Origin of the sequence: uncultured Fibrobacter sp. (assembly GCF_947166265.1) — a bacterium.
Taxonomy (GTDB): domain Bacteria; phylum Fibrobacterota; class Fibrobacteria; order Fibrobacterales; family Fibrobacteraceae; genus Fibrobacter.
This window is the reverse complement of the sequence record NZ_CAMVDO010000009.1, coordinates 92,467-119,117: the sequence shown is the minus strand read 5'-3', so window position 1 is coordinate 119,117 and position 26,651 is coordinate 92,467. Positions and strand designations below refer to the sequence as shown.

The 26,651-nt window shown below is 49.5% G+C and carries 27 protein-coding genes; 17 read left to right on the top strand and 10 right to left on the bottom strand.

Translation table 11 applies throughout. The annotated features are described in order from the left end of the window. Together Q0W37_RS06875 and Q0W37_RS06870 are read left to right on the top strand one after the other, a co-directional pair. Positions 1-1,883: class I tRNA ligase family protein (locus tag Q0W37_RS06875; protein ID WP_297700041.1), on the top strand; the 1,883-nt coding region annotated here is incomplete at its 5' end. Between the two features lie 11 nt (positions 1,884-1,894). Beyond that, positions 1,895-2,074 (top strand): hypothetical protein, encoded by a 180-nt coding sequence (locus Q0W37_RS06870; RefSeq protein ID WP_297700039.1) that lies wholly within the window; start codon positions 1,895-1,897, stop codon positions 2,072-2,074. 144 nt (positions 2,075-2,218) lie between these two features. Here Q0W37_RS06870 and Q0W37_RS06865 read toward each other — a convergent pair whose 3' ends face one another. From Q0W37_RS06865 to Q0W37_RS06830, 8 genes are all read right to left on the bottom strand, one after another. After that, positions 2,219-4,723 carry an ATP-binding protein gene (locus tag Q0W37_RS06865; protein ID WP_297700037.1) on the bottom strand — a complete coding sequence of 835 codons (2,505 nt, stop codon included), beginning with the start codon at positions 4,721-4,723 and terminating at the stop codon, positions 2,219-2,221. Further along, positions 4,720-5,826: a BMP family ABC transporter substrate-binding protein gene (locus tag Q0W37_RS06860; RefSeq protein ID WP_297700035.1), complete on the bottom strand. Its 1,107-nt coding sequence runs from the start codon at positions 5,824-5,826 to the stop codon at positions 4,720-4,722. Before Q0W37_RS06860 ends, Q0W37_RS06865 begins: the two co-directional genes overlap by 4 nt. Beyond that, positions 5,816-6,913, bottom strand: coding sequence for a BMP family ABC transporter substrate-binding protein (locus Q0W37_RS06855; RefSeq protein WP_297700033.1), 1,098 nt, complete (start codon positions 6,911-6,913; stop codon positions 5,816-5,818). Before Q0W37_RS06855 ends, Q0W37_RS06860 begins: the two co-directional genes overlap by 11 nt. Position 6,914: 1 nt before the next feature. Next, positions 6,915-9,086, bottom strand: a complete 2,172-nt coding sequence (locus Q0W37_RS06850; protein ID WP_297700031.1) for an ATP-binding protein — start codon at positions 9,084-9,086, stop codon at positions 6,915-6,917. Between the two features lie 102 nt (positions 9,087-9,188). Beyond that, the gene (locus tag Q0W37_RS06845; RefSeq protein ID WP_297700029.1) at positions 9,189-10,613 is read right to left on the bottom strand and encodes a response regulator; all 1,425 of its coding nucleotides are present in this window, start codon (positions 10,611-10,613) and stop codon (positions 9,189-9,191) included. A gap of 107 nt (positions 10,614-10,720) precedes the next feature. Continuing rightward, complete coding sequence (rph, locus tag Q0W37_RS06840) at positions 10,721-11,446, bottom strand: ribonuclease PH (protein WP_297700027.1); 726 nt, start codon at positions 11,444-11,446, stop codon at positions 10,721-10,723. A 9-nt stretch (positions 11,447-11,455) separates the two neighbouring features. Continuing rightward, positions 11,456-12,307: a prephenate dehydratase gene (locus Q0W37_RS06835; protein WP_297700026.1), complete on the bottom strand. Its 852-nt coding sequence runs from the start codon at positions 12,305-12,307 to the stop codon at positions 11,456-11,458. A 14-nt stretch (positions 12,308-12,321) separates the two neighbouring features. Continuing rightward, positions 12,322-12,969, bottom strand: coding sequence for an NlpC/P60 family protein (locus Q0W37_RS06830; protein ID WP_297700024.1), 648 nt, complete (start codon positions 12,967-12,969; stop codon positions 12,322-12,324). Between the two features lie 122 nt (positions 12,970-13,091). Here Q0W37_RS06830 and Q0W37_RS06825 point away from each other — a divergent pair, with 122 nt between their 5' ends. The 7 genes from Q0W37_RS06825 (at position 13,092) to Q0W37_RS06795 (ending at position 18,891) form a co-directional block, all read left to right on the top strand. Continuing rightward, complete coding sequence (locus tag Q0W37_RS06825) at positions 13,092-13,892, top strand: hypothetical protein (protein ID WP_297700022.1); 801 nt, start codon at positions 13,092-13,094, stop codon at positions 13,890-13,892. 126 nt (positions 13,893-14,018) lie between these two features. Then, a complete protein-coding gene (gene rpsF / locus Q0W37_RS06820; RefSeq protein ID WP_297700020.1) occupies positions 14,019-14,390 on the top strand; it encodes a 30S ribosomal protein S6 in 372 nt (123 codons plus the stop codon). After that, on the top strand, positions 14,390-14,641 hold the full coding sequence (rpsR, locus tag Q0W37_RS06815; RefSeq protein WP_072801474.1) for a 30S ribosomal protein S18: 252 nt from the start codon (positions 14,390-14,392) through the stop codon (positions 14,639-14,641). Before rpsF ends, rpsR begins: the two co-directional genes overlap by 1 nt. A gap of 14 nt (positions 14,642-14,655) precedes the next feature. Continuing rightward, entirely contained in the window at positions 14,656-15,105 is a 450-nt protein-coding gene (rplI, locus tag Q0W37_RS06810) for a 50S ribosomal protein L9 (protein WP_088627222.1), read from the top strand. 105 nt (positions 15,106-15,210) lie between these two features. Continuing rightward, positions 15,211-16,587 (top strand): diguanylate cyclase, encoded by a 1,377-nt coding sequence (locus Q0W37_RS06805; RefSeq protein ID WP_297700017.1) that lies wholly within the window; start codon positions 15,211-15,213, stop codon positions 16,585-16,587. A 67-nt stretch (positions 16,588-16,654) separates the two neighbouring features. Next, positions 16,655-18,181 carry a DUF5683 domain-containing protein gene (locus Q0W37_RS06800; protein ID WP_297700015.1) on the top strand — a complete coding sequence of 509 codons (1,527 nt, stop codon included), beginning with the start codon at positions 16,655-16,657 and terminating at the stop codon, positions 18,179-18,181. Continuing rightward, complete coding sequence (locus tag Q0W37_RS06795) at positions 18,181-18,891, top strand: hypothetical protein (RefSeq protein WP_297700013.1); 711 nt, start codon at positions 18,181-18,183, stop codon at positions 18,889-18,891. The genes Q0W37_RS06800 and Q0W37_RS06795 overlap by 1 nt, the downstream gene beginning before the upstream one ends. A 162-nt stretch (positions 18,892-19,053) precedes the next feature. On the opposite strand, the gene Q0W37_RS06790 is transcribed toward Q0W37_RS06795, so the two are convergent. Continuing rightward, positions 19,054-19,203 carry a hypothetical protein gene (locus tag Q0W37_RS06790; protein WP_297700001.1) on the bottom strand — a complete coding sequence of 50 codons (150 nt, stop codon included), beginning with the start codon at positions 19,201-19,203 and terminating at the stop codon, positions 19,054-19,056. A gap of 64 nt (positions 19,204-19,267) precedes the next feature. On the opposite strand from Q0W37_RS06790, the gene Q0W37_RS06785 reads away from it, so the two are divergent. From Q0W37_RS06785 to Q0W37_RS06760, 6 genes are all read left to right on the top strand, one after another. Next, positions 19,268-19,948: an FISUMP domain-containing protein gene (locus Q0W37_RS06785; protein ID WP_297700011.1), complete on the top strand. Its 681-nt coding sequence runs from the start codon at positions 19,268-19,270 to the stop codon at positions 19,946-19,948. Positions 19,949-20,102: 154 nt separating this feature from the next. Further along, positions 20,103-20,459 (top strand): hypothetical protein, encoded by a 357-nt coding sequence (locus Q0W37_RS06780; RefSeq protein ID WP_297700003.1) that lies wholly within the window; start codon positions 20,103-20,105, stop codon positions 20,457-20,459. Positions 20,460-20,680: 221 nt separating this feature from the next. Next, positions 20,681-21,577, top strand: a complete 897-nt coding sequence (locus Q0W37_RS06775; RefSeq protein ID WP_297700009.1) for an FISUMP domain-containing protein — start codon at positions 20,681-20,683, stop codon at positions 21,575-21,577. Between the two features lie 8 nt (positions 21,578-21,585). After that, entirely contained in the window at positions 21,586-22,587 is a 1,002-nt protein-coding gene (locus tag Q0W37_RS06770; protein ID WP_297700007.1) for an FISUMP domain-containing protein, read from the top strand. Positions 22,588-22,593: 6 nt separating this feature from the next. Continuing rightward, positions 22,594-23,601, top strand: a complete 1,008-nt coding sequence (locus Q0W37_RS06765; RefSeq protein ID WP_297700005.1) for an FISUMP domain-containing protein — start codon at positions 22,594-22,596, stop codon at positions 23,599-23,601. Between the two features lie 164 nt (positions 23,602-23,765). Beyond that, positions 23,766-24,122: a hypothetical protein gene (locus Q0W37_RS06760; protein WP_297700003.1), complete on the top strand. Its 357-nt coding sequence runs from the start codon at positions 23,766-23,768 to the stop codon at positions 24,120-24,122. Between the two features lie 94 nt (positions 24,123-24,216). On the opposite strand, the gene Q0W37_RS06755 is transcribed toward Q0W37_RS06760, so the two are convergent. Beyond that, positions 24,217-24,366, bottom strand: coding sequence for a hypothetical protein (locus Q0W37_RS06755; RefSeq protein WP_297700001.1), 150 nt, complete (start codon positions 24,364-24,366; stop codon positions 24,217-24,219). 64 nt (positions 24,367-24,430) lie between these two features. Between Q0W37_RS06755 and Q0W37_RS06750 the strand changes: the two genes are divergently transcribed. Both Q0W37_RS06750 and Q0W37_RS06745 read left to right on the top strand, forming a co-directional pair. Then, complete coding sequence (locus Q0W37_RS06750) at positions 24,431-25,096, top strand: FISUMP domain-containing protein (protein WP_297699999.1); 666 nt, start codon at positions 24,431-24,433, stop codon at positions 25,094-25,096. A 419-nt stretch (positions 25,097-25,515) separates the two neighbouring features. Next, a complete protein-coding gene (locus Q0W37_RS06745; RefSeq protein WP_297699997.1) occupies positions 25,516-26,649 on the top strand; it encodes an efflux RND transporter periplasmic adaptor subunit in 1,134 nt (377 codons plus the stop codon). The last annotated feature ends 2 nt before the right edge of the window (positions 26,650-26,651 follow it).

Genomic DNA, 26,651 nt, shown 5'->3' with positions numbered 1-26,651 from the left:
GGATGGTCGAAAACAACCAGACTGTGAACTGGGTCCCGGACCACATCAAGAACGGTCGTTTCGGCAAGTGGCTCGAAGGCGCTCGCGACTGGAACCTTTCCCGTAACCGCTTCTGGGGAACGCCGATTCCGGTGTGGCTCTCTGACGACGGCGACATGATTGCCGTGGGTTCTATCGAAGAACTCCAGCAGCTTACTGGCGTGAAGCTCGACGACTTGCACAAGCACTTCGTGGACAAGCTCACCATCGAAAAGAACGGCAAGGTTTATCGTCGCACGCCTGAAGTTTTCGACTGCTGGTTTGAATCCGGCTCCATGCCGTATGCTAGCCGCCATTACCCGTTCGAAAACAAGGAACTCGTGGAACGCAGCTTCCCGGCGGACTTCATCGCCGAAGGCCTTGACCAGACTCGTGGTTGGTTCTACACGCTGACGGTGCTTTCTAACGCTCTGTTCCAGAAGCCGGCATTCAAGAACGTTATTGTGAACGGTATTATCTTGGCCGAAGACGGTTCCAAGATGAGTAAGTCCAAGCGCAACTACCCGGACCCGAACGACCTTATTGAACGCACGGGTGCCGACGCTATTCGCTTGTTCATGATCAACTCCGCAGCCCTCAAGGCCGAAGACTTGCGCTTCAGCGAAGAAGGCGTGAAGGGTATCGTGAAGCAGGTGATGCTCCCGCTTTGGAACGCCGTTGCCTTCTTTGTGTCTAACCACAACGCTGACGCTGCTAAGGGCCAGCTCAACTGGAAGCCGGGTCAGGAAGTGAAGTCTGAGAACGAACTGGACCGCTGGATGCTTGCGACGCTGCAGGATTTGGCCGCCAAGGTCGAAGTGGAAATGAAGGCTTACCGCCTGTACAACGTGGTGCCCGCCGTGATTGCCGCGGTGGATGACCTCACGAACTGGTACGTGCGCCGCAGCCGTCGCCGTTTCTGGAAGTCCGAAAACGATGGCGACAAGAACGCCGCCTACGCTACCATGTACAAGGTGCTGGTGGACTTCTCCAAGATTCTCGCCCCGTTCCTCCCGCTCCTCGCCGAAGAAATCTACCAGATTCTCGTTCGCGAAGTCGATGCCAACGCTCCGGTGAGCGTGCACCTCTGCGAATTCCCGAGCGCCGACAAGTCCCTTATGGACGAAAAGCTCGTGGAACGCATCGCCATGGTGCGTGGCATGGTCGAAATGGGCCGCGTGATTCGCGCTACGAACAACGTAAAGAACCGTATGCCGATTGCGAGCATGACGGTGGTTGCTCACGGTAACGAAGAAAAGAACGTTGCTGAAACGATGAAGGACTTGATCCTCGAAGAATTGAACGTTCGCGAAATGCAGTTCCTCGAAGACGAAACCAAGCTCGTGAAGCTCTCCGCCAAGCCGAATTTCCTCGCCATCAAGGCGAAGGGCCCGGACTATGCGAAGAACATGAAGGTGATTTCCGCCAAGCTCAATAGCCTTACGGTTGACGAAATCAAGGCCCTGCAGGGTGGTGAAGCCATCAAGTTCGACTTCGGTGAAGTCGGTGCCGACTGCCTGATGCTCAACCGCATCGTGGCCGACGGCATGGCCGTGGAAGCCAACCAGCACTTCACCGTGGCTCTGGACCTGAAGATCACGGACGAACTCCGCCGTGCCTGCGTGGCCCGCGAACTCGTGAACCGCATCCAGAACCGCCGTAAGGACCAGAACTTTGCAATCTCTGACCGTATCAGCATTGAACTTTATTCTGAAAGCGAAGTGCTGAAGCAGGCTGTGAAGGAAAACGAATCTTACATCAAGGGCGAGACTCAGGCTGACGCTATCGTGTGGAAGGATTCTACTGCTGGTTTGCAGGAATCTGATGCAGATGGCGAAAAGGTCTTCGTTGAAGCTGTGAGATAAGTACATCGCAGGTGACAACCTCGCAAGGCGAGAGCAGCGGCCACGCTTGCGTGGACATTGCCGAGCCGAAGAGGTTGGGCACGAAGTGCCAAACTCAGGCTGTGAAGATTGCCTGGGCTGCTGCTGCCGATGGCTTGGAAGCGAATGACGCCGACGGCGAAGCTTTCGCGTTCACGACGGTTCGCGCGTAATTGACAGGAATGTCATCCCCGACTTGGTCGGGGATCTTCCCGCAGAACCCGAAAAATTTAGACCGTAGCACAACGCTACGGCCTTTTTTGTATCACGAACTTTGTTTGCTATTCGCGGGTGGATTTCTTTCTCGTTGGATTCGTTTACGGATTGGCTTTCAGCATTGCGATCAATGTGGTGTACATGTCGATAAACGCCTGATGATTTTGCTTCACGAAGTCCAGCTTGTTTTCCTTGCAGGCCATTTCGAGTGCCTTGGCGGCTTCTGAAATTTTTGTGGCACCGATGGTGAGCGAGCTGCTTTTTAGGGCGTGTACCGTAATGCGGTAGTATTCGAAGTCTTCCGAATCGAAATACTTGAGCAGTTCCTCCGTCTTGTCGCTTTTCACGTATTCGTCAAGCATTTCATGGTAGAAGCTTTCATCGTTCATGCAGTAGGAAAGTCCCGTTGCGGTATCCAGCAGACTCGATAGGTCCGCAGACGGCTTCGAAGCATTGACTTCGCTGTAGCACTCCTGTGTTGCGTCAATGGAGTTGATCATTTCCTTCGGTAGGAATTTCCGAAGGGTTGCAAGTAGAACTTCTTCGCGGATAGGCTTGCTGATGTAATCCGAGAATCCTACATCCATGTAACGGAGTCTTGCATCGGCCACGGCGTTTGCGGTAAGCATAACGACCGGTGTTGCGTCATTGGGACCGTCCTTCAGCTGTTTCATTTTGCGGAAGGCCTCGATTCCGTCCATGACAGGCATCATGTGATCCAGGAAGATGATGTCGTAATGATATTTCTGCGCAAGGCTTAGGGCTTCGGCTCCGTTGAATACGGTGTCGATTTGAATCTTGGTTTCCTTAAGGAGCCCGGTAAAGACCTTCTGGTTCATGAGCATGTCGTCGGCCAGGAGAACCCTTGCGCTCGGTGCTTCGAATCGGTCGTGTGTAGCGTCGATGGCGTTTACCTGCTCCTTGTAACGTGTCCCGAAATCCCCGAGGGGCTTTTCGTCGCTTATTTGTTGCGTCAGGTGCACCGTAAATGTTGAACCTTGACCGTAGACGCTCTTGACGCTGATGCATCCACCCATCATGTCTAGCAGTTGCTTGGTCAGGTTCAGTCCGAGGCCGGTTCCTTCAATGTTTCGGTTCCGTTTTTCGTCGAGTCGCACAAAGTTGTTGAACAGCTTGTCGATATCCCGCTCACGAATGCCGATACCTGTATCGGTCACTTGTATGCAAAGGCCAATTTGCTTGGCGTCGCAATCCTTAGTCGGGTCAATTTTTTCGGGATTGACAGTGAGCGTGACGGAACCTTCGTTTGTGTATTTGACGGCGTTGGAAAGCAGGTTGTTGATGACTTGCCTAATACGAACTTCGTCACCGAATAGTGCCGAGGGTAAATCCGGTGAAATGTTCATGACCAGTTCCAGGTGCTTGTCTTGGGCACGGATGGCGACCATGTTGTAGCAGTCGTTCAATACCGAGAAAACGCTGTAGGTTACGGGTACGATTTCCATCTTGCCCGATTCGATTTTTGAAATGTCCAGAATGTCGTTGATGAGCGAAAGAAGCGTCTGTCCTGCGTTTTGAATGTTCAGGGCGTAATCGCGCAATGTTTCGTCTTTGCATTCCTTGAGGAGCATGGAATCCATTCCCAGGATTCCGTTAATCGGGGTGCGGATTTCGTGACTCATGTTGGCGAGGAATACGCTTTTCGCCTTGTTCGCGCTTTCTGCGTTTTCCTTTTCGCGAATGAGTTCCTTGGTTTCACGAGCTTTCCTTTCGGAAAGGACCACGTAAATCATCGCGATGATGAACATGAAAATCAAAAGGCCAAATACCCAGAGGATTAAGAAAGAAATGCTTTCCTTTTCTTTGGCGACCACTTCGGCGGGCACAACGCCTGTAAGGGATACGCCTGGCAGCTTGAGTTCTGCGACAAAGTAATAGTAGTCGTTTCCGTCAACTTCCCAGTTGGTTGCCGTGGCGATAGAAATGTTTAGCCCGTTTGCCAGTTTTTCTTGAATGGCTCCGTATCCGTCTTTGCCCCATAGCAAATCGTTTCCCAGGGAATCATTTGCGGACTTGACTATAATGTCGCCCTTGGAATCCGTAATGACCGCATAGCCTTTGCCGCTATAGCAAACGACACCGAAATTCTTGACGACCTTATCGTCTTTGTAAATGCGGTACAGAACGTATTTGACGTTTTTTCCGTTGTAGACGGGGACCGAAAACATCAGCCCTTTCCCCTTGGAATAGCTGATATATCTCGACCCGTGAAATGACTCGGGAATTCCCTTGAAATCTGATGCACGAATATCTTTCGGACCGTCGGTGTAGAGAATATCTCCGTTCAAGGCCATAACGCCGTAGTAATATTCGTTAGAGGCATCGCGGAGAGTTGTAAGCATTCTTTCCAGGTGAGGCTGATTTGCCGAAAGCCCCGCCGATATGCCGGATAGGGATTTTAGTTCGAGTACCAGTCGTTCGCCGACGGCTGCCGCATAGCCTTCTGCTTGGTAGGCGACCTGTTTTTCGACGTAATTCTGGAACAGGCTTGAAAACTTGACTCTAAGCAGGACTCCAACTACAAGGAGAATCAATACAAAGAATAAAAGTCCAATGAGGGGGCGTATCCCGAATTTCTTGATCATGGTTCAATTGCACCCTTTATCAGCCATTCCATATCGCTGCGCAAGACTTCGTCGCTGATAGATTCACCTTCTTCGGAACGTTTGTTGCCGTTGCTGTCGAAAATTTTACCCGAAAAGATGTTGTAACCGGCCTTTATCTTGTCGATGGCGCCCTTGACTAGGGTTTTTACCGAATCGGGAACCTCGCTTGAATAGAAGGCGAGTCCCACGGCGTCCTTTTCGAGACCTAGCCAATATTCCATATTTTCATTGTCTTTCTTTTGGATGTAGTCCTGAATGAAATCCTTGTATATAATGGCCCAGTTGATGGCGATGGAACTAAGCATCTTGGAAGAGAACTTGTTGTTTTCTACATGGTTTCCGATGCAGTATATTCCGTGCTTTTCGGCGGTTTCGATAATGTATGCCCTGTCCTGATGGAATGCGATCAGGTCGACGTTCGAACTGTCAATGAGTTTGTTTGCATTTTCGGTTTCGATATGCCCTTCGTTCCAGGAGTTGCTCCAGCGCACATACACGCGGGCTTTCGGATTGACGCTCTGGACGCCAAGAATAAAGGCGTTCAATCCCCTGTAAACTTGGATGTTTTTCATTGCCGCTACATAACCGATGTGGTTTGTTTTGGTCATTGCTCCGGCGACAATTCCTGCAAGGTACCTGGCCTGGTAAATTCGGGCGAAGTAGGCTTTATAATTTGGCGCGTCGAATTCCCAGTTGATTCCATAGAACATCACTTCCGGATGGCTTTCGATGATGTCTTTGATAAGGATAGGGTAGCTGTAGCTGGTGAGAACGATTATTTTCATGCTGTCTGCAATCATGTCGTTCACGGCCTTTTCAAGCGGGAGCCTTTCCTCGGGAATTTCGGTTGTCAGGGTCATCTGCACACCGAGCGTATCGCAGGCGGCCTTGATGCCTCTGTAATGGGTTTCGTTCCAGCCGTTGTCCGCGGTGTCGCTTAAAAGGACGAAACCGACGCGAAGTTTCTGAACTTCGGCCTTTTTCTTTATTTCATCGTTTCCGACCTTGGAAAATGATAGGTACAGCAACGCAAAGAATGCGGCAACTGCAACCAGAGCGGCGATGGTTATTTTACTTTTCATCGGTTTTTACCCCCATTACGAACCAGTTGAATTGGTTGAACATGTCGCTGTCGGACATACTTTCTCCTTCGTTTATGCGTATTGTTCCGCTGTTGTCCTTGATGGGTCCGTAGAATACATCGAAAGAACCGTTCAACATTTTTTCACGTTCGCTTGCGACTAGCGCAATGGCCTCTGGATTCACATGACTTGTAAACGGGGCCAGGTCGACAATGCCCGATTCGATTCCGCCTAGGTAGCTCTTGCCGACAAACTTGTTCTTGAGTGCATCGCGAATATGCGGTGTGTAGAATTTTTCCCACCGCCACACGGGAGCTGTCAAGAAATGTTCCGGATAAAATTCCGCGTTGTCCAGGTTATAGCCGATAATCCATATTCCAAGCGAATCCGCTATTCGCATGGGTTCGCGGCTATCGGTGTGCATGGCGAGAACGTCGATGGAGCGGTTTGCCAAAAGGGAACGAGTCTCCTTGGCGCAGATCTTGTCGTCTTCCCAGGATTTGGTCCAACGGACAATCACATTTGCTTTCGGATTCGCCTTCTTGACGCCCAGGGTGAACGCGTTTATTCCGCGTACGACTTCGGGAATGTCGAAGGCGGCCACGTAGCCGATGTTTCCTGTTTTTGTTTGCATTCCGGCGACGATACCTGAAAGGTAGCGCATCTGGTAGATTCGGCCAAAGAAGGTGGCGACGTTCGATGAGGTTTCTATGCCGGAGGCGTGGAAAAACTTGACTTCGGGATGCTTGCTTGCAACCGCCTGGATGTGTGGCCCAAACTGGAAGGAGTTTGCAATGATAATCTTAACGCCTGCGGCAATAAGCCCTTCCATCACCGATTCCGATATACGGTTTGCGGCGATATTTTCGCGGAACGCAACGTCCAGATTGAGTTCTTTGGCGGTCTTTTTCATGCCCTCGTAATGAGACTGGCCCCAGCTATGGTCGTCGGTGGCACCGTTCATGATCATCGCAACTTTGGTCTTTTCGCGGGTGATGTCGGTGTTTTTCTTTTTGACATTGGTCGCGAGTAACCCTACTACAATAATGACGAAAATAATAGTTGGAATGACGTAGATGAGTTTCACTTTATGCGTCTCCTGATGCGAGGTGCTTTGAAAGTTTGTCTAAAATCGTTTTGTACTCCGCAATACATTCGGGGTGCATTTTTTGAAAAAATGCGGTGTCGCCTTCCTTGCAGGCGGCTTCGAGAGCCTTGGCTTTTTCAGAAAGTTTGACGGCGCCGATTGTAAGGGAGGTACTCTTGAGCGAATGGATAGCGATGCGGTAGTTTTCGAAATCACTCTTTCCGAAGAAATTTTCAAGGTCTTTTGTGCGGTCGTTCTTGACGTATTCGGCGAGCATTTCGAGGTAGAAAGCCTCGTCGTTCATGCAGTAGCCCAGACCTGTATCGGTGTCCAAAATTTCTGCAAGGGGACTGATGGCAGGACTTGCTCCGTCGTTGTGGCCATCGGTTGTAGAACTTGATTCTGTGCTGTCGTTTAAGGTGATTAGGTTTTGTGGCAGGTGCTTCTTGACCGTCGACAGGAGCACTTCTTCGCGGATGGGCTTTGTAATGTAATCGGTGAATCCCGCTTGGATGTAGGCATCCTTGGCGCCGACGATGGCGTTTGCGGTAAGCATAATGACGGGCGACTTTTTGATGTCGAATCCGTTGATGCTATTCATGTGGTGGAGGGTTTCGACTCCGTCCATGACGGGCATCATGTGGTCCAGAAGTATGAGGTCGTAGTGGTTCTTCTCGACAAGTTCGAGCGCTTCTTCGCCGTTAGTCGCGGTGTCGATTTGTATTTCGGTTTCCCTGAGGAGCCCGCTTACCACTTTCAGGTTCATCTCGACATCGTCTACGACCAGCAATCTTGCATTTCTTGCCTTGAACCTGGTAACTTCGGAACTGTACGAAATGAATTCCTTGCGGCGTTCCATAAAGTTTCCTATGGTAGCGTCCCCCTTGACACGTTGCGGTAGGTGCACTTCGAAAATGGAGCCTGAACCGTAGACGCTTTTCACGGAGATAGTTCCTCCCATCATTTCGACAATTCTTTTGGTCAGGTTCAGTCCAAGGCCGGTTCCTTCGATATTTCTGTTGTGGTCCAGGTCGATTCGTTCAAAATTTTGGAAGAGCTTGTCGCGGTCTCCGGAACGGATGCCGATGCCCGTATCTGCGACAATGATGACAAGTTCGATTTGCGGACCGCCGACCCTTATTTCGAGGTTTTTAAAGCTGATGGACAAGTCTACCGTTCCCATGGGGGTATACTTGATGGCGTTGGAAAGCAGGTTGTTCACGATTTGACGGAACCGCACTTCGTCGCCTTCTAGTCGGGAGGGAATTTCCGGTTGGACGTTGATATTGAATTCGAGGTTCTTGCTTTTGGCTCGGGGTTCGGCGATACTGTAGCAGTCGTTGAGGATGGTGAACAGGTCGTACTCTGCGGAAAGCAGTTCCATCTTGCCCGATTCGATTTTGGTGATGTCCAGGATGTCGTTTACAAGAGAAAGGAGCGAGTGCCCTGCATTCTGGATGTTCTGGGCGTATTCGCGCAGGGTTTCGTCTTTGCATTCCTTTAGGAGAATGGTGTTCATTCCGAGAATGCCGTTGATGGGGGTGCGAATTTCGTGGCTCATGTTGGCCAGGAAAATGCTCTTTGCCTTGTTGGCCGATTCCGCGTTCTTTCTCGCTTCTTCGGCTTCGGCCCATGCCTTGCGGAGTTCATCGGATCGCTTAGCCTTTTCTTCGGCGTCTTGCGCCTTTTGCCGCGCGAGAGCTTCGTTTTCGAGCAGGCTGTGGGCGTGCCGTGCGATGACGGTGCATACAAGCGTCATGACGATCGCTTCGATGAGGAATCCGGCGCTTCGTGAAATCCACCAGAGGGTATCCGAAGAGAATTCTCCGTGGTTTGCCCCTTTTGCCCTAAAGTAGAGCGAAATGACTATAAGAAGATAGCTGACGATCGAAATCTTGAACGTGAAGCTAGGATTGAAAAAGAGCAGGCTTGTCACCATGGCAAGCGCATAGGTCATGTAGATGCCGATGTTTTCGTTGGTGGCAAGCATCGCGATGATGCTTGCCATGCCGAGGACGCAAAAGTACCGGCGCAATGTAAGGGGTGCATGCATCCGTTCGATTAAGGTCGGAATCCATAAAATGACGAACGCGATAGCCGTAAAGACATTCAGCTTTCCGTAGTCGATTTGGAACAAGTGAACAATGTTTCCGAAATAAATTAACGGAAACATAATCCATAGCCAACGCATTACCCGCGTCAGCGTTCTTAAGACCCGACGGTCATTCGCTTTGAAGATATCTCTAGAACTCATCGTCGGTACTCGCTTGCTGAACTAAAGGGCCTGCCCGTCGTCACGCATTTCGTAACGCGGGTCTTCGTCGATCATGGTGAGCATAATGTCGGCAAAGTCCGGGTCGAACTGCAAACCCTTGCCTTTCACGATTTCGTCGCGGACAACGTTCTGCGGCAATGCGGCACGGTAACTGCGGCGGCTGGTCATGGCGTCGTAGGCGTCTGCTACGGCGATAATGCGAGCCACTTCGGGAATCTCGTATCCGGCGAGTCCTTCGGGGTAGCCCTTGCCATCGAATCTTTCGTGATGGTAATGCGCCCCGATTTCGATGTTGGGCATTTCCGTAATGTTCTTTAGAATTTCGACCCCGATGCTTGGATGCTGCTTGATGGTCTCGTATTCATCATCGGTGAGTTTTGAATTCTTGTTCAGGATGTGGTCGGGAATGCCGATTTTTCCGATGTCATGCAGGAGTGCTACGAAATAGATCTCGTCCTGGAATTCAATCGGTTTTCCTGCGCGGAGCGAAATTTCCTTGCTGTATTTGGCGACTCGGCTGGAGTGACCGTTGGTGTAGCGGTCCTTGGCGTCAATTGCCGAGGCGAGCGTTTTCACGACCTGTAGCGAAAGAATTTCAAGCTTGCGTCGACTTTCTTCGAGTTCTGCGGTGCGGCGTTCCACTTCGCTTTCCAGGGAGGTCTGCAACTTGCGTAGCGTAAGAATTCGCTTGATTCTTTCCAGGACTACTTCCGGGACAAACGGCTTTTGAATGTAGTCGAGCGCCCCTTCCCTGAAAACGCGGATTTCGGTTTCACGGTCGCTGTCGGCAGTCAAGAATATGACGGGGAGGTCGTGGCAGTTCCTGATTTTTCGGATTTCGGCCAAAAGCTCGAATCCGTTCATGCCCGGCATGTGCAAGTCCAAAAGAACGAGCGAGGGCAATTCCTTGGAAAGGTAGTCGAGGGCGTCCTTATACGATAGCGCGGTCACGACGTTGTATGTCGGACTCAGCATGTGTTCGGCGAATTTCAGGTTCATCCTGTCGTCGTCGATGACTAGCACGGTGTCCTTTGCCGCTGTGTCATTTGCGAAAACGGCCTTGATGCGTTCCTGAATTTCGGGGCCGAACATCGGTTTTGAAATAAAATCCAGGACGCCCAGCCGCTTGGACGGTTCTTCGTACTTGCTGAATTCGTTTGCGGTCAGAAAAAATACCTTGGTATGGGCGATAGATTTGTCGGCGCGGATCATTTCGAGCGTTTCGATGCCGTTCAACTGCGGCATTTCGATATCTAGCAGGACGAGGTCTACGCCGCTCCTGTTTTTCAGGTAATCAATGCATGCTTCGCCGGACTCGACGGAGAGGACGTTGTAGCCGTCCTTTTTCAGCACGAATTCGGCCAGTTTTCTGGACATCTGGTCGTCGTCTGCTATCAAGATGGTTTTACTCTGCAATAATGCCATGTTAAATCCCTTTTACATAATCAAATATATAATTATTGCAAATAAAAACGCCCGGGGATATCCGGGCGAACCGATCGTAAGAGCGGCCTTGATGGCAGCACGCTTTTTTACGGTAATTCGCCGCCGATGAGCTCCATCTGCTTTTTGTAGATGTCCTTGCAGGCGTTTTCGCCGAGGTCAAGCAGCGTGTTCAACATGTTGCGGTCAAAGCTTGCGTGTTCGCCGGTGCCCTGCACCTCGATAAAGTTCTTTGCGTCCTGCATCACCACGTTCATGTCGACATCTGCGGCGGAGTCTTCTACATAGCAGAGGTCGCAGAGGGGCTTTCCGCTCACGACACCGACGGAAATCGCGGTAATGCCATGCTGCAAGATCTGCTGCGTGATTCCGAGGCGCTCCTTGATTTTCTTGAGGGCGATCGCAAGGGCCACGAAGCCGCCGATAATGCTTGCGGTGCGTGTACCGCCGTCGGCTTCGATCACGTCGCAGTCGACCACGATGGCGTTTTCACCGAGGGCAGCAAGGTCGGCGGCACCCCGCAGCGAGCGGCCTACCAGACGCTGGATTTCTTGAGTGCGGCCGCTCGCGCCCTTGCGCTCACGTTCCACGCGCTTGCCCGTACTCTGCGGGAGTAAGCTATATTCAGCGGTAATCCAGCCGGTGCCCTTTCCGGCGAGCCAGTCCGGAACTTTCGGCAAAAGGGTGGCGTTGCAGATGACTCGGGTGCGTCCCATTTCGATAAGGACAGAACCGTCGGCGCTAGAAATAAAGCCGGTGGTCATCTTGAGATTGCGGTATTCATTAAACTTTCGGTCGGTACGTTCGTATGCCATAAAAACCTCTTAGTATTTCAGCGTTTCGACGACGCCTTTCTTAAATGTTCCCAGGATGTACATCTGGCTTGTGTAGTTCTTGAGTTCTGAAAGTGCCGCCTGGGCGCGTTCTTCGTTCACGTTCGCCTCGAAGGATACGTGGAAAATGTATTCCCACGGCTTGTCGGGGTGCGGCCTGCTTTCGCAGCGGGTCAGGTTGATTCCGCGTTTGGCAAAGCAACCGAGCGCGTTATAGAGAGCGCCCACCGCATGGTCGTCGGCAAGTTCGAAAAGCATGGTCGTCTTGGCGCCTTCGGTTTCGTCGAAGGTGGCTGGCGATTTCTGGATGCCGTAAAAGCGAGTGAAGTTCGTGCCCTTCAGGTTTTCAAGGCCCGCCTTCAGAATGTCCAGATTGTAGATTTTGGCGGCGTAGGCACTTGCGATAGCGCCTTCGTCCATTGCCTTTCTTGCGGCGAGTTCTTCGGCGGAACCGGCCGTGTCAAAAGCGGGAATCGCCTTAATCTGCGGATTTTCGGCGAAAAACTTGGAGCATTGGGCGAGTGCCTGTGGGTGGCTGTAGACGCGCTTAAGGTCGGAAATCTTGACGCCCGGCATCACGCAAAGGGTATGCTCGATGCGTAGCATGACTTCGCCCACGATGCGGTGGCGCCACTTGTAAAGCAGGTCGTAGTTGGCATCGATAGAACCTGCCGTCGAGTTTTCGATAGGAATGGCTCCGCCATCGGCTTCGCCGGTTTCTATTGCCTGGTAGATTTCCTCGAAGGTGTCCATCGGGAGTGTCTTGATGTCGTCCCCGAATAGGTAATGTGCGGCACAGTCGCTGTAGGCACCCTTTCGGCCCTGGAATGCAATCTTTTTCATGAGTAGAAATATAACTATTTAAACCTTCTGCCACCCTGGTACTTGTGTCCCCAGTACTTGTCTTGCATGGGTGAAATCATGACGCCCTTGCTTGTGCTTGCGTGAATAAAGCGATCGCCGCTCAGGTAGATTCCCACATGGTCGATTTTCCAGAGGCTCCCGAAGAACACGAGGTCTCCTTCCTTGAGGCTTCCGCGGCTTACGGACTTTCCGCGGTCGTCCTTGTACATCTTGGAGGCGTTATGGTCGAGTGAAATCCCGTAGTAGCCCTTGTAGACCTGCATGACGAAACCGGAACAGTCCGTCTTGGTCTTGGTGGCGGCACCGTAGACATATTTGGCACCCATCCATCCGCGAGCGTAGTTTTCGAGGCTTCCCCGCGGGGCGGCCTTTTGTGCCGCCTTGGCCGCTTCTTTCTTGTTGATAATCTCGCGTGCCTTGGTGACGGAGTTCTTCGCGTGTTTCGTGGTGTCTTGTACGCTGTTTTCCGGGGCGTTCTTGGTCGCTTTTTCTTGCTCCACAGGGGTGGACTTTGCGGCTACGGGCTTACTTGCCGTTTCGCTTGCCGGAATGGGCTTGTAGTCGCCGATGTTTCGGTCGTAACCGGTTCGGACCGGGAAGGTGCAGCACGCGATTCCCAGGCAGAGGGAAACACATATCATTCTTGCTGCGTATTCAAAAAACGAAACCATCGGGTAAAAATGTAATATTTCAACTCGTGGCATAAAAAGAAATGAAACATAATTTCTAGTTTGTTGGCGTGCCTTTAGTCGTTCTCATTTTTTTGTTCCTGCTGTTTTCGCCTGCAACGCTTCTTGCTGAGGCGGACTCCCTGGAACAGGCGTCATCGGTCAGATCGGTTGCCTTGCCCGGAATGTCCGCTTATACGGGCGTGGGCCTTTCGGTCGGCTTGGGCGGCGGTATTTTTAGTCCTATCGAGGACTGCGATTGCATGGGGTCGTGGCAGGCCCAGCTAGAATACTTTTACTCGCCTAGGTTGAGTGGTGGACTCGAAGCCCGTTTTTTCGGCGGGAACCTGGATCGCGATGTCATGCTGATTTACCAGCGCTACATTATGAATGTGCGCTTTCACATACCCCTGGACAATTTTGACATCTTTATGAGTCCGTTCCTGGGCTTTGAAACCACCGATTTTTCGGCGTTTCGCAAGCAGGTGCTAGACCGGAAACAAGAAGCGGCGCAAAAACAGTTGCTCTGGTGGCAGAGGGGCTTGGCCGACTCGCTGGATGTCGATACTGTCGATGTCGAGGTTGAAGACGAACATTGCCAAAAGGCGTTCACCATGGATGGCTTCACTGTAGGGAGCGCTATCGGTATGGGGTATAATTTGTCTAGATACTTCGCTCTGACGGGGCTTGTCCAGGTGGAATACAACTTTTCGGACGATGTCATCTTGAATATTGTTCCGGGGGTCGCCTTTAACCTCAGGGAAATATGGCCCTGGGCGAAAAGGACGCTCCTTTCCAACTGGATTTCCTTTGAAATAGGGGGGCAGCGGAACTTCAACCGCGACGTAAAGGGCTGGTCCAACACCTTTTTCCTGGGACTGCAGCTCGGTGCGTAGCCCAAACCGGACCCTTAGGTTTGACACCGAAATCCCGATTTTCTATATTTGACGCACCGATTTTTATCGGAACCCTCCCGGGGCCAATGGTGGTAACCTGGGCGAAAGACCAAAGGGACTCATTATATGAGACAATACGAAACGATGGTGATCATCGACGCTATGATCTCTGACGACGCTATCAAGGCCGAAATCGAGACTATCGCAGCCAACATCACCAAAGGCAACGGCGAAATCCTCCGCCGTGACGACTGGGGCAAGCGCAAGCTCGCCTACTCCATCAAGAAGCGCCAGCATGGCTTTTACGTGATCTTCTACTACAAGGCTCTCGCCGCTACGGTTGCCTCTGTGGAAGCCGCTCTCAAGCTGAACGAAAACGTTCTCCGCTGGATGACTCTCGCTGATTATCCGATGAGCGAAATTGTTTACGACCAAACTCAGACCCAGTCTACCGAAGAAATCATTCCGGTTGACGCAGAAGAAGGGGAGGCTGAATAATGGCTTTTGAAGATAAGAAGCAGGCTACTCGTATTCGCCGCAAGAAGACTTGCTGGTTCACCGAGAACAACATCAAGTTCATTGACTACAAGGACGAAAAGACTCTTCGTCGCTTTATCTCTGAACGTGGCAAGATCATCCCGCGCCGCATTTCTGGCACCTCCGCTAAGTATCAGCGTATGCTGAACGAAGCTATCAAGCGTGCCCGTCAGATGGCTATTCTCCCGTTCGTTTCGGACAGTCTGCGCTAAGGAGGAACTAGACTATGGAAATTATTCTTAAGGCCAACGTTCCCCACTTGGGCAAGATGCTTGACGTCGTGAAGGTTAAGGACGGCTATGCCCGTAACTACCTCTTCCCGCGTAAGCTCGCTGTTCGCGCAACTAAGGAAGCCAAGCTTGAAATCGAAAACAACCGCGCTGCTGTCGAAGCTCAGTTCCAGAAGGAACTCGCTGCCGCTGGTGACGTGGCTGCCAAGCTTTCTCAGGTTTCTGTCAACCTCGAACGCCGCGTTGTGGAAGGCGAACGTCTGTACGGTTCTGTGACCGCTTCTGACATTGCCGATGCCATCACCAAGCAGGGCGTTAAGGTTACCCGTGCTCAGGTTGCTCTCGAAGAACCGATCAAGCAGCTCGGTGTTTACACCGTGACGATCAAGGTCTTCAGCGACGTTGAAGCTCAGGTCAAGGTTTGGGTGGTTGCAGAGAAAGCATAAGCTTTTTCTAAATCACTAGAAATCTTAAAAGGCCGCTCCTTCGGGGGCGGTTCTTTTTTTAGATTATGATATTGAAATAGCCAATGCTGAAGGAGAGTTGGTCTAATGGATTTCGATACACTGCTTGCTCACTATAGGGCGAAGGCCTGCGTTATATCCGTTGAATTCTTCCCGGACGGGTCTTACGGGAATATCCGCGTTGTTGCGGGAAACCAAGCGCACTGTGCCGACATGGAGGCGCTTCTGCACCATCCGTTTGTGCCGGGCTCTCCGTACGAGACGTGCTTTCCCAAGAACCAGAATTTTGAGGACCATTGCTACCGTTGCGTTCACTCCGGTCAGCCGATTCATGCGTATGTCGACCTGTACATGATGGGGCTCTGGCTCAACATGTTCCTGATTCCTCTGGAGTCGGATCGTCCAAATTTCGGTTACTGTATTTACTGCTACGACGTCACTCCCAAGGCGAACACGACGGCAATGGCAGACCTTTCGGGGGAAACGGCGTCCGCGGTACTGAAAGCCTGTATCAAGCTGCGCGGTGCCGAAGATATCAAGAAGGCGTTCCAGGATGTGGTCGAGGATATTCGCGTCATTTGCGGGTCGGACCACTGCTGTATCTTGCTGACGGACTCTGAGAAAAGGGAGTGTTCCATTTTTGGCGAGTCGCTTCGCGAAGGGGCCGCGTTGCTTCCAATGTCGAGGTATATCGAGGGCTTTTATGCCATTGCTGAAACCTGGCCGAAAACCTTGGCGGGCAGTACCTGCATTATCGTGAAAGATGAACGCGATATGAAAAAGCTTCGCTTGCAGAATCCGATTTTTGGTTCCATACTGGACCTTGCTAACGTAAAAAGCATCGTACTGTTCCCGCTTCGGCATGGGAACGAAACGCTCGGCTACATGTGGACGCTCAATTTCAATGTGGACGATGTGCTAAAGATTAAGGAGACTCTTGAACTGACGACTTTCTTTATTGCGTCTGAAATCGCAAGTTACAAGCTTTTGGACAAACTATCTATCATGAGCTCGATTGATTCGCTGACGGGAATCAAGAATAGAAACGTGATGAATAACCGCGTCGACAGGATTGTTGCGGGTGCAGAACCTGTTCCGAAGGCGGTCCTGTTTGCCGATTTGAACGGCTTGAAGCGCATGAACGACAGGCAGGGACATACCGCAGGCGACAAGATGTTGCGCTCGGCGGCTGCTATTCTGCAAGGCATATTCCTGGAAGAAGAGGTGTACCGCGCGGGCGGTGACGAATTTGTGCTGCTGATCTCCAACATTACCGAAGACGAGCTGCAAAAGCGTGTCGAAAAGATCCGCTGGAAATCGAATATGACCGAAGACGTCCGCTTTTCGATAGGAGTCTGCTACGGTGAACCGGATGTCCGCCGTGCAATGCGTCTTGCGGACCTGCAGATGTACGACGACAAGAATTCCTATTACAGCGTGCATCCCGAATTAAAATACCGGTAAATTTTGCCCGCCTCTTTGGGCGATTGCCCCCTGATTCCTTGTGCCTAATTTGCTATTTTAGCTTTGTATGCGCAAGTTTTCTTTTATAGCCTGTGTGGCAAGTCTTTTGGCGGTGCAGTCCTTTGCTCAGCCGCGTGACCTTTTTGCAGAATTCGAGGCGGAGGCCGAGGCTCACGAACAGTCTTCGGCCGCGGTCGCATCTTCTAGTAGTGTCAAAGCCTCTGAACCTGCCGAAAAGCCCGCTCCGGTTTCGTCTGCTGCGGCCCCGAGTTCCAGCAGCGTCAAGGCCCCTGCAAGCTCTAGCAGCGTCAAGGTCCCTGAGCCTGCCGAAGGGCCCGCATCTAGTTCATCGGCTGCAGTCCCGAGTTCCAGTAGCGTCAAGGCCCCTGCGCCTGTGTCGAGTTCCTCGGTTGCGAGCTCTAGCAGTATTAAGGCCCCTGAGCCTGCCGAAGGTCCGTTGTCGAGCAGCTCTGAAACTCTCGCGCCCGCCGCAGCTGAGGATTCTTCCGCGGTTGCCGCAGATTCTGCCCTGGTGGATTCGACTGAAAATTCCTCGAGCTCGATGACTCCCGAAGAATTCTACGCCGCCGAAATGAAACGCCACAACGAAGAAAACCGTATCCGCGATTCCCTCGCCATGGTAAGTTCCTCGTCTTCTGTGGCTGCCCCGTCGTCGAGCAGCATGAGCCGTCGTGAACTGCTGGGACCGGTGAAGGTTTCCAAGGTGAACGGAATCGACGAAATGAAGGGCCGCTATAAGAGCCCGCGCAAGGCGATGTTCCTGTCGCTTGTGATTCCGGGTTCTGGACAGCTGTATGTGGGTGGCTCTACTTTCACCTATACCCGTGGCGCCGTTTATCTCGCTCTTGAAGCCGCCCTGTGGGGGAGCTGGTATTATTTCTCGGTCCACAAGTACAACCAGCAGGTGGACAAGTACAAGAAGTACGCCAAGAACCATTTCTCTATCGGTCGCTATGAAAACGAGATGCGCGAACTGTACTATGCCGACGCCCTGAACTATGAGTCTGAATTCCGTCGCCGCTACTTTGGCTCCCGTGAAACGTTCTGCGAAGGCATTTTCAGGGATGCGAGTATGCACGGTTGCTATGACAAGTCCAGACTCTTCTATGGCGACGTGGACTACAAGAACGACTTTGTGAACAAACCCCAGAACCTGGGCAAGGAAATGGACAAGATCGATTTCGATTCCCCTGCCGACGTTTACCAGCTGATTGCCGACGATGCATACGTCCTGGGTTGGGATGACGTTGGCGACGATAGGCCGGGGGCAACGGCCCTGAACCTCGCCTTTTCCGATTCGGCGACGGTCGTGTTGGGTGAGTCTGAAAACCAGAAGGAATACCGCAGCCTGCGAAGCAAGGCGAACGATTACGCCGATATGCAGGCGTGGTTCTTTGGCGGCCTGATTCTGAACCATATCGTATCGGCCGTAGACGCCCTTTTCACGGCGAACGCCCATAACAAGACGCTCTACGAGGAAGACCTTTCCTGGTACGACCATCTGCATTTTGATAGCGGGGTGACGTTTGTCGACGGCTTTGGGGTGAACGTTCAGGCGAGCTGGGGATTCTGATGCGCGTACTTCTTGTTTTATTGTTTGCCGCCGCTACCGCCTTTTCACAGATGGTGGTTTCGGTCGATGAAAACGTGAGCAAGAATTCGGGTAAGAACTGGTTATTGGCGATGGGTGCCTCTGCGGTATTGCCTGGCATGGGTGAACTCTACCTGGGCGAACGGCAGTACGTGCGTCCTTTCGTATGGACAGACATCGCTCTCTGGTTTACCGCGATAGGCTCGTATGCCATTGGCGAACGCTACATCACATCTGCTCATAACTATGCGGTACGTCATGCGGGGCTTTCTTCGAAAAGCCGCGATGTCGACATGCTCAATACGGTTGGCGACTACCGTAGCCGTAGTGGTGTCGCGGGGCAGAACTCTTCGCCCGACATGGACGAGGACTATAACCAGGCGATGCTCCGTGCGGGCAAGGAAATTGACGAGGACCTGGACGCAGATATCCAGTGGGACTGGGGATCCAGCGACAATCCCGAAACGACGGAACACATTGACGAGTTCAAGAGCCGTATGCGCCATTATCGCCTGAGCCGTATCGTTTTTCAGGTGTCCGTGGGAGCCCTTCTCTTGAACCGTGTGGTCTCGATGCTGAACACGATACGCGTTTACCGATCCACATCTTCGAAGGCCTTTACCGAGCGCATGGAGTTCGTGCCGGAATTCTACGAAGACGGCAGCGGCCTGATGATGAATGTGAAATTCTAAAGGCTTGCAGCTCCCGAAGACTTCTTTAAGGTATGTGGGAGATGGACGGTGCATGCAGTGGAGCGAAGTGCGAGGGGGTAAAGTGGCTTGGAATTTTCCGTTCATAATAATTTTGCTACTAGCCTTATTCTTTGCAAGCTGTGGTGGCGATTCCGTGTCCAGTCAAGACGACTCGTATTCTAGCGCCTTGCAAAGTAGCACCGGGGAATCTTCAAGTTCTACAGTTGATGTCGACAAGTTTTCTTCGAGTGAACTGAAACTTTCGTCAGCGGATGAGTCCTCTTCATCTGTAGCAATTTCGTCTACAAGCACATCTTCTTCTAACTCAGAAAGCGAATCAAGTTCTTCAACGGAATCGCAGTCATCAAGCAGTTTATTGAAAGAGAAATCTTCTTCGTCATCTTCATTGAACGTTGTCTTTGGCGAGATGACCGATGAACGCGATGGGCAAGTTTATAAGACAATAACGATTGATGGAAAGGCTACATGGATGGCGGAAAATCTGAACTACGCATACCTGCAGCCGACATCTACTCTTGACTCTTCAAGTTGGTGCTATGAAAATGAACCTGACAGCTGTACAAAATATGGCCGACTTTATATATGGTCGGCTGTAATGGATAGTGCGGGGGTATTTAGCGATGACACCAAAGGTTGTGGTTATTATGCTGATGAAGAAAAATGGTATGAGTGCCCTATAAGTTCTAATGTTCGTGGAATCTGTCCAGAACATTGGCATGTTCCAACAGCAAGAGAATTTGACTTGCCCTTAACATTTCCTTATTATGATTGGACGTATTATCCGAATCAGTTAGTTTATGGGAGGGGGTATGGGTTTGATATTTTGTATGCGGGTTATTATGATTCTATGGATGATTTTTTTTGGGCGGGAGGGAATGATGCTAATTTATGGTTTGCTACAGAAGGATCTTATAAAACGGCCGTTTCCGCGGGCTTTCCGTATTTAATCGATATGGGATGGGTGGAGCCTAGAGGGAAATATAGGAAAAATGAGGCCTATTCACTCCGCTGTGTAAAGGATGAAGTAGAAGAATAAATTTGCTTAACATTGATAATTTTTTTATTTGGAATGTATATTTACATCAAAAGGAAGGTGAAATATGAAAAAGAAAATCTTGATTTATGTAGCGCTTTGAATTTCTGCGATTTTTGCAGAAGGTGAAAGATGTTTTGGTAAAAATGAGGATGGCATGAAAGAGGGATCCTGTGAACAGAGCGGCTATGTCTGTAATTTGGGATTCGATGTGAGTAATGGTCCAAATGTGATGTTTTTTTCTCTTGGCAGAGATCCGTCCTGTGAAACTTTGAAGACTAGCGACTTAAAGACGATTGCGTATCCAGGTTCCTCAAGTAATAGTCTATGGCTAAAAATTTTTTTGATAGATGACAAATATAATGCAGATCCCCTGTCTTTGGCGCTTGCGGGATCCTTGGCTTTGGCTGCTTCTAATAACAAGGAACGTGTTGACGTGATTTATGAAAAAGTGGAACCGTACGAATATGGTGGTATTAGGTTGATGAGTATTTCTAAGGCAATAAAGAAATGAAAAATATAAACCTCTTGCAGTTTTGTAGGCGTTTTGTTTTGACGATAGCAACTTGCTTATTCTTTGCAAGCTGTGGTGGCGATTCCGTGTCCAGTCAAGACGACTCGTATTCTAGCGCCTTGCAAAGTAGCACCGGGGAATCTTCAAGTTCCTCTGTAGAAAACGATGAGTCCTCTTCAAGTGTCTTGAGTGTTTCTTCTGCAGAGGAATCATCCTCATCTATGGAAGAAGTCTCGTCTTCTAGCGATGAAATTAGTTCAAGTGAGAGTAGTTCAAGTTCTTCATCGATGTCGCGTGATTTGTCGGATTGTTTAATGTATTGGGGAGAAACAGAATGTAAAGCGTGCTTGGAATTGTCCTCATCTAGTTTGCAGATTTCTTTGGGAGAAATGATTGATGAACGTGATGGGCATGTTTATAAGACAATGACGATTGATGGCAAGGCCACGTGGATGGCGGAGAACTTGAACTACGCATACCTGCAACCGACCTCAACCTTAGATTCTTCAAGCTGGTGTTATGAAAATGAACCGGACAGCTGTGCAAAGTATGGACGGCTTTATCTTTGGTCGGCCGCGATGGATAGCGCCGGCTTGTTTAGCCCTGATGCCAAGGGGTGCGGCTATTACGCTGAAAGAGAAAATTGGTATGAATGCCCTGCAAGTAATGTACGAGGCGTTTGCCCTGAACATTGGCATGTTCCTTCTTCTAGTGAATTTAGTGTGCCGTTGCTGCTAGCAAAAAGATATGTTCCTTGTGGTCCATATTCTTATGGTATTGGTCCTGATAAATATGAATATTTTGGAAATACGATAACCGCTCCCAATGATTTACTTTCTGTTGAATGGTCTAATCCATATCAGCAGTGGTCAGAAGAAGATAGAGACGAAATGGGCTTTAATCTCTTGCCTGCTGGTATATATTATGCAGGAGATGATTGGTTTGAATACAATTACTCGGGGGCATCATTGTGGTTTTCTGATGAAAAAAATGGTTCTATGGCGAAATCTATTTCTTTGCCGCAATTAATCCCAGAAGGTGCGTATGATCCGAGAACAGCCTATGAAAAAAATTGGGCGTTCCCCCTCCGTTGCGTAAAAGATGAAGTAGAAGAATAAGGGGATATATGATGAATCATTTTAGGTCTTTGTTCGGGCGGATTGTCTGTTGGCAATGGATGCTTGCGGCTTTGCTTGCTGGCTGTGGTGGCGATTCTGTCTCAAGCCACGATGAACCGAATTCTAGCGGCTTGCAGAGTAGCGCCGGGGAATCTTCAAGTTCCTCTGTAGAAAACGATGAGTCCTCTTCAAGTGTCTTGAGTGTTTCTTCTGCAGAGGAATCTTCCTCGTCTATGGAAGAAGGTTCTTCTAGCAGTGAAATTAGCTCAAGCGAGAGTAGTTCAAGTGAAAACAGTTCCAGTTCGTCTTCGGGAGAACATTCCTCGTCGAGCAGCGTATTGCCGGAGTCGTCATCTTCGTTGAACGTAGTCTTTGGTGAGATGGTCGATGAACGTGACGGACAAGTTTATAGGACTATAACGATTGATGGAAAGGCTACATGGATGGCGGAAAATCTGAACTACGCATATCTGCAGCCGACATCTACTCTTGACTCTTCAAGTTGGTGCTATGAAAATGAACCGGACAGCTGTGCAAAGTATGGACGGCTTTATCTTTGGTCAGCCGCGATGGATAGCGCCGGCTTGTTTAGCCCTGATACCAAGGGGTGCGGCTATTACGCTGAAAAAGAAAATTGGTATGAGTGTCATCATAATTATGCGCGAGGTGTCTGCCCGGAACATTGGCATGTCGCAACAAGGGGAGAAATTGAATTGCCTTTACAATTTCCTTATTATGACGGGACATATTACACGAACCAGTTAATCCACGGTTATGGGTATGGGTTTGATATTTTGTATGCGGGTTTTTATGATTCGAAGGAAGATTTTTTTGAGGAAGAGGGATATGGTGCCTATTTGTGGCTCGCTACAGAATATAGTTATAGTGCAGCCATTTATGCTGAGTTCCCAGATTTGGCCGCAATGGGAAATGGTGACCCCAGGGGGGCGTGGAGTAAAGATATGGCTTTTTCCATCCGTTGTGTAAAAGATAAAGAAGTAGAAGAATAAGGTAAAATGGATATGGTGAATCTTTTTAAATCATTGTTCTGCCGGGCTGTATGTTGGCAATGGATGCTTGCTGCTTTGCTTGCAGGCTGTGGTGGAGATTCCGTCTCTAGCCACGATGAACCGAATTCTAGCGGCTTGCAGAGTAGCGCCGGGGAATCTTCAAGTTCCTCTGTAGAAAACGATGAGTCCTCTTCAAGTGTCTTGAGTGTTTCTTCTGCAGAGGAATCTTCCTCGTCTATGGAAGAAGGTTCTTCTAGCAGTGAAATTAGCTCAAGCGAGAGTAGTTCAAGTGAAAACAGTTCCAGTTCGTCTTCGGGAGAACATTCCTCGTCGAGCAGCGTATTGCCGGAGTCGTCATCTTCGTTGAACGTAGTCTTTGGTGAGATGGTCGATGAACGTGACGGACAAGTTTATAGGACTATAACGATTGATGGAAAGGCTACATGGATGGCGGAAAATCTGAACTACGCATACCTGCAGCCGACATCTACTCTTGACTCTTCAAGTTGGTGCTATGAAAATGAACCTGACAGCTGTACAAAATATGGCCGACTTTATATATGGTCGGCTGTAATGGATAGTGCGGGGGTATTTAGCGATGACACCAAAGGTTGTGGTTATTATGCTGATGAAGAAAAATGGTATGAGTGCCCTTTTCGTTTTAATGTTCGAGGAGTCTGTCCAGAACATTGGCATGTTCCGAGATGGGAAGAATTTGAGTGGCCTTTAGGACTTACTTACTACAATAGAGAGACTTACGCGAATCAGTTACTCTATGGGAGAGGGACCGGATTTGATATTTTGTTAGCAGGTTATTATAATTCTATGGAAAAAATATATGGAAGGGGAGGGGAAAAAGCCTACTTATGGTTCGCTTCAGAAAATTATTATGAAACAGCCATTTCCGATGATTTCCCATATCGAACCGATATAGAATGGATGAAGATTACGAATAAAGATTGGAAATATATGGCCTACTCACTCCGTTGTGTAAAGGATGAAATAGAAGAATAAAAATGCATACTTTGCACAATGTTGGTATGTTTCTTAATTTGTAATGTATATTTACATCAAAAGGAAGGTGAAATATGAAAAAGAAAATCTTGATTTATGTAGCGCTTTGAATTTCTGCGATTTTTGCAGAAGGTGAAAGATGTTTTGGTAAAAATGAGGATGGCATGAAAGAGGGATCCTGTGAACAGAGCGGCTATGTCTGTAATTTGGGATTCGATGTGAGTAATGGTCCAAATGTGATGTTTTTTTCTCTTGGCAGAGATCCGTCCTGTGAAACTTTGAAGACTAGCGACTTAAAGACGATTGCGTATCCAGGTTCCTCAAGTAATAGTCTATGGCTAAAAATTTTTTTGATAGATGACAAATATAATGCAGATCCCCTGTCTTTGGCGCTTGCGGGATCCTTGGCTTTGGCTGCTTCTAATAACAAGGAACGTGTTGACGTGATTTATGAAAAAGTGGAACCGTACGAATATGGTGGTATTAGGTTGATGAGTATTTCTAAGGCAATAAAGAAATGAAAAATATAAACCTCTTGCAGTTTTGTAGGCGTTTTGTTTTGACGATAGCAACTTGCTTATTCTTTGCAAGCTGTGGTGGCGATTCCGTGTCCAGTCAAGACGACTCGTATTCTAGCGCCTTGCAAAGTAGCACCGGGGAATCTTCAAGTTCTACAGTTGATGTCGACAAGTTTTCTTCGAGTGAACTGAAACTTTCGTCAGCGGATGAGTCCTCTTCATCTGTAGCAATTTCGTCTACAAGCACATCTTCTTCTAACTCAGAAAGCGAATCAAGTTCTTCAACGGAATCGCAGTCATCAAGCAGTTTATTGAAAGAGAAATCTTCTTCGTCATCTTCATTGAACGTTGTCTTTGGCGAGATGACCGATGAACGCGATGGGCAAGTTTATAAGACAATAACGATTGATGGAAAGGCTACATGGATGGCGGAAAATCTGAATTACGCATATCTGCAGCCGACATCTACTCTTGACTCTTCAAGTTGGTGCTATGAAAATGAACCTGACAGCTGTACAAAATATGGCCGACTTTATATATGGTCGGCTGTAATGGATAGTGCGGGGGTATTTAGTGATGACACCAAAGGTTGTGGTTGTTATGCTGATGAAGAAAAATGGTATGAGTGCCCTGTAAGTTCTAACGTTCGTGGAATCTGTCCAGAACATTGGCATATCCCAACAGCAGAAGAATTTTTAGTACCGTTGTCGTTAAGCAATGATAAAAGTTTACTTTATGGGCGTGATCCTAATAGGTTGATCTTACGAAATGAAGGAAAATATCACGGAATGGGATTTGATATACGGCTAATTGGAAGATATGCATCTTTTTGGTTTTCAACAGAATATGATAACATTGATGCTCATTGTGCAGAATTTCCTCTCGTTTCTTTGTCCAGCGATATGGACCCTAGAACTGTTGCTAAGAAAAATGAGGCCTATTCACTCCGTTGTGTAAAGGATGAAGTAGAAAAATAAATATGCATACTTTGTTCAGGTTCTTTGTTTTTTTGGTGATGGGAGCAAAATTTATTTTTGCAGATTCTCCGTCTGTACTGTTGTTAAGTGAACGCCACCGTACCGAATGGAACTGGGTTGAATATAGGATTGCGTTAAAGAACACATCGTCAGAAATCATCTTCAATCGACCCGTTGAACGGAAAGAAAAATTCTGATGCGGTCTTATGGAGTGAACGTGGTGTAAATACGGTTGTTCAAAAGTATACGGGTGATCCCTTCAATTTACGAATAGGACACGTCAGTAATTGGGGAGCTTTTGGTTGTAATTTACCAGAAGGTCCACAATATTGAATATGGTGGCCTCAGGTTGATGTTTTTTCTAAGGTGAAATAGATATATTTGGGCAACCAAATGCGTCTTCTAAGCATCTAAAGAATATGAACCCCTTTTATTTTCTCCTTCTGGTAATTTTTTTCTTTTTTGCCTGTAGTGGCGGTGATTCTGCTCCTGGTGCGGGGGCTCCTGGTAAAGGGGCCGGCAAGGGCGGCCCTGGTGGCAAAGGTGGCCCGGGCGGCAAAGGTGGCCCGGGCGGCAGGCCCGCTCGTGAAATTGCGGTAGAAGGCTACATTGCCGAAGCCCATGAATCGGGCAAGACTTTCTCTGCCATGGCGACGCTTGAACCGCTGAACAGCGTACAGCTGACGGCAGCTACTTCGGGCAGGCTCACGAACCTTTACGCGAAGGATGGCGCCTCGGTTCAGAAGGGGACGCTCCTTGCAAAGATTGACGATTCCGAATTGAGAGCGCAGCTCAAGCAGGCGGAGTCGAACCAGCAGTTGGCCCAGCAAAAATTTGACCGTGTAAAGGCGCTCTACGAAAAGGATGGCGCCACCAAAGCCGATATGGAAGCGGCGGAAGCTTCTCTCAAGTCGGCAGAAGCCTCGGTGGAACTCATCAAGGCGCAGATTGCAAAGACCGAAGTCCGTGCCCCGTTTGCAGGCAAGCTCGGATTCGTGAACGTTTCCGTAGGGGCTTGGCTTACGACGGGAACTTCGATTGCAACGCTTAGCGAAGTGAAAAAACTGAAGGCGAAGTTTGCGCTCCCGCAGCGCTACGCCTCTACCCTTAAGGTGGGCGATGCCGTAGATGTCAAGGACGAAGAACGCAACGTGGCGAAGTCCGGCAAGGTGAAGGCCTTGGAGGCCTCGCTTTCTGAAAGCAGCCGCACGCGTCAGGTTCTCGTGGAAGTCGATAATGCCAAGGGTGAACTTTTGGCTGGTTCTTACGCCAAGGTGAATGTGACGATGCAGACTGGTATGGCGAAAAGTATTCCGGTTCCGGCCGAAGCGTTTACTCTCGATAAAGATGGCGCCTACGTGTTTGTAGCGACCGGTGGCAAGGCTAAGATTAAACATGTCGAAACGGGACTCCGCACACCGATTGCTGTCGATGTCACGGGAGGTCTCGACGAAGGCGATACGGTGATTACCTCGGGCCTAATCAGCTTGCGTGAAGGAACGTCTGTCCGCATCCGTGAAATCCGTCATAATACCGATTACGAAGTGGAGTAGGT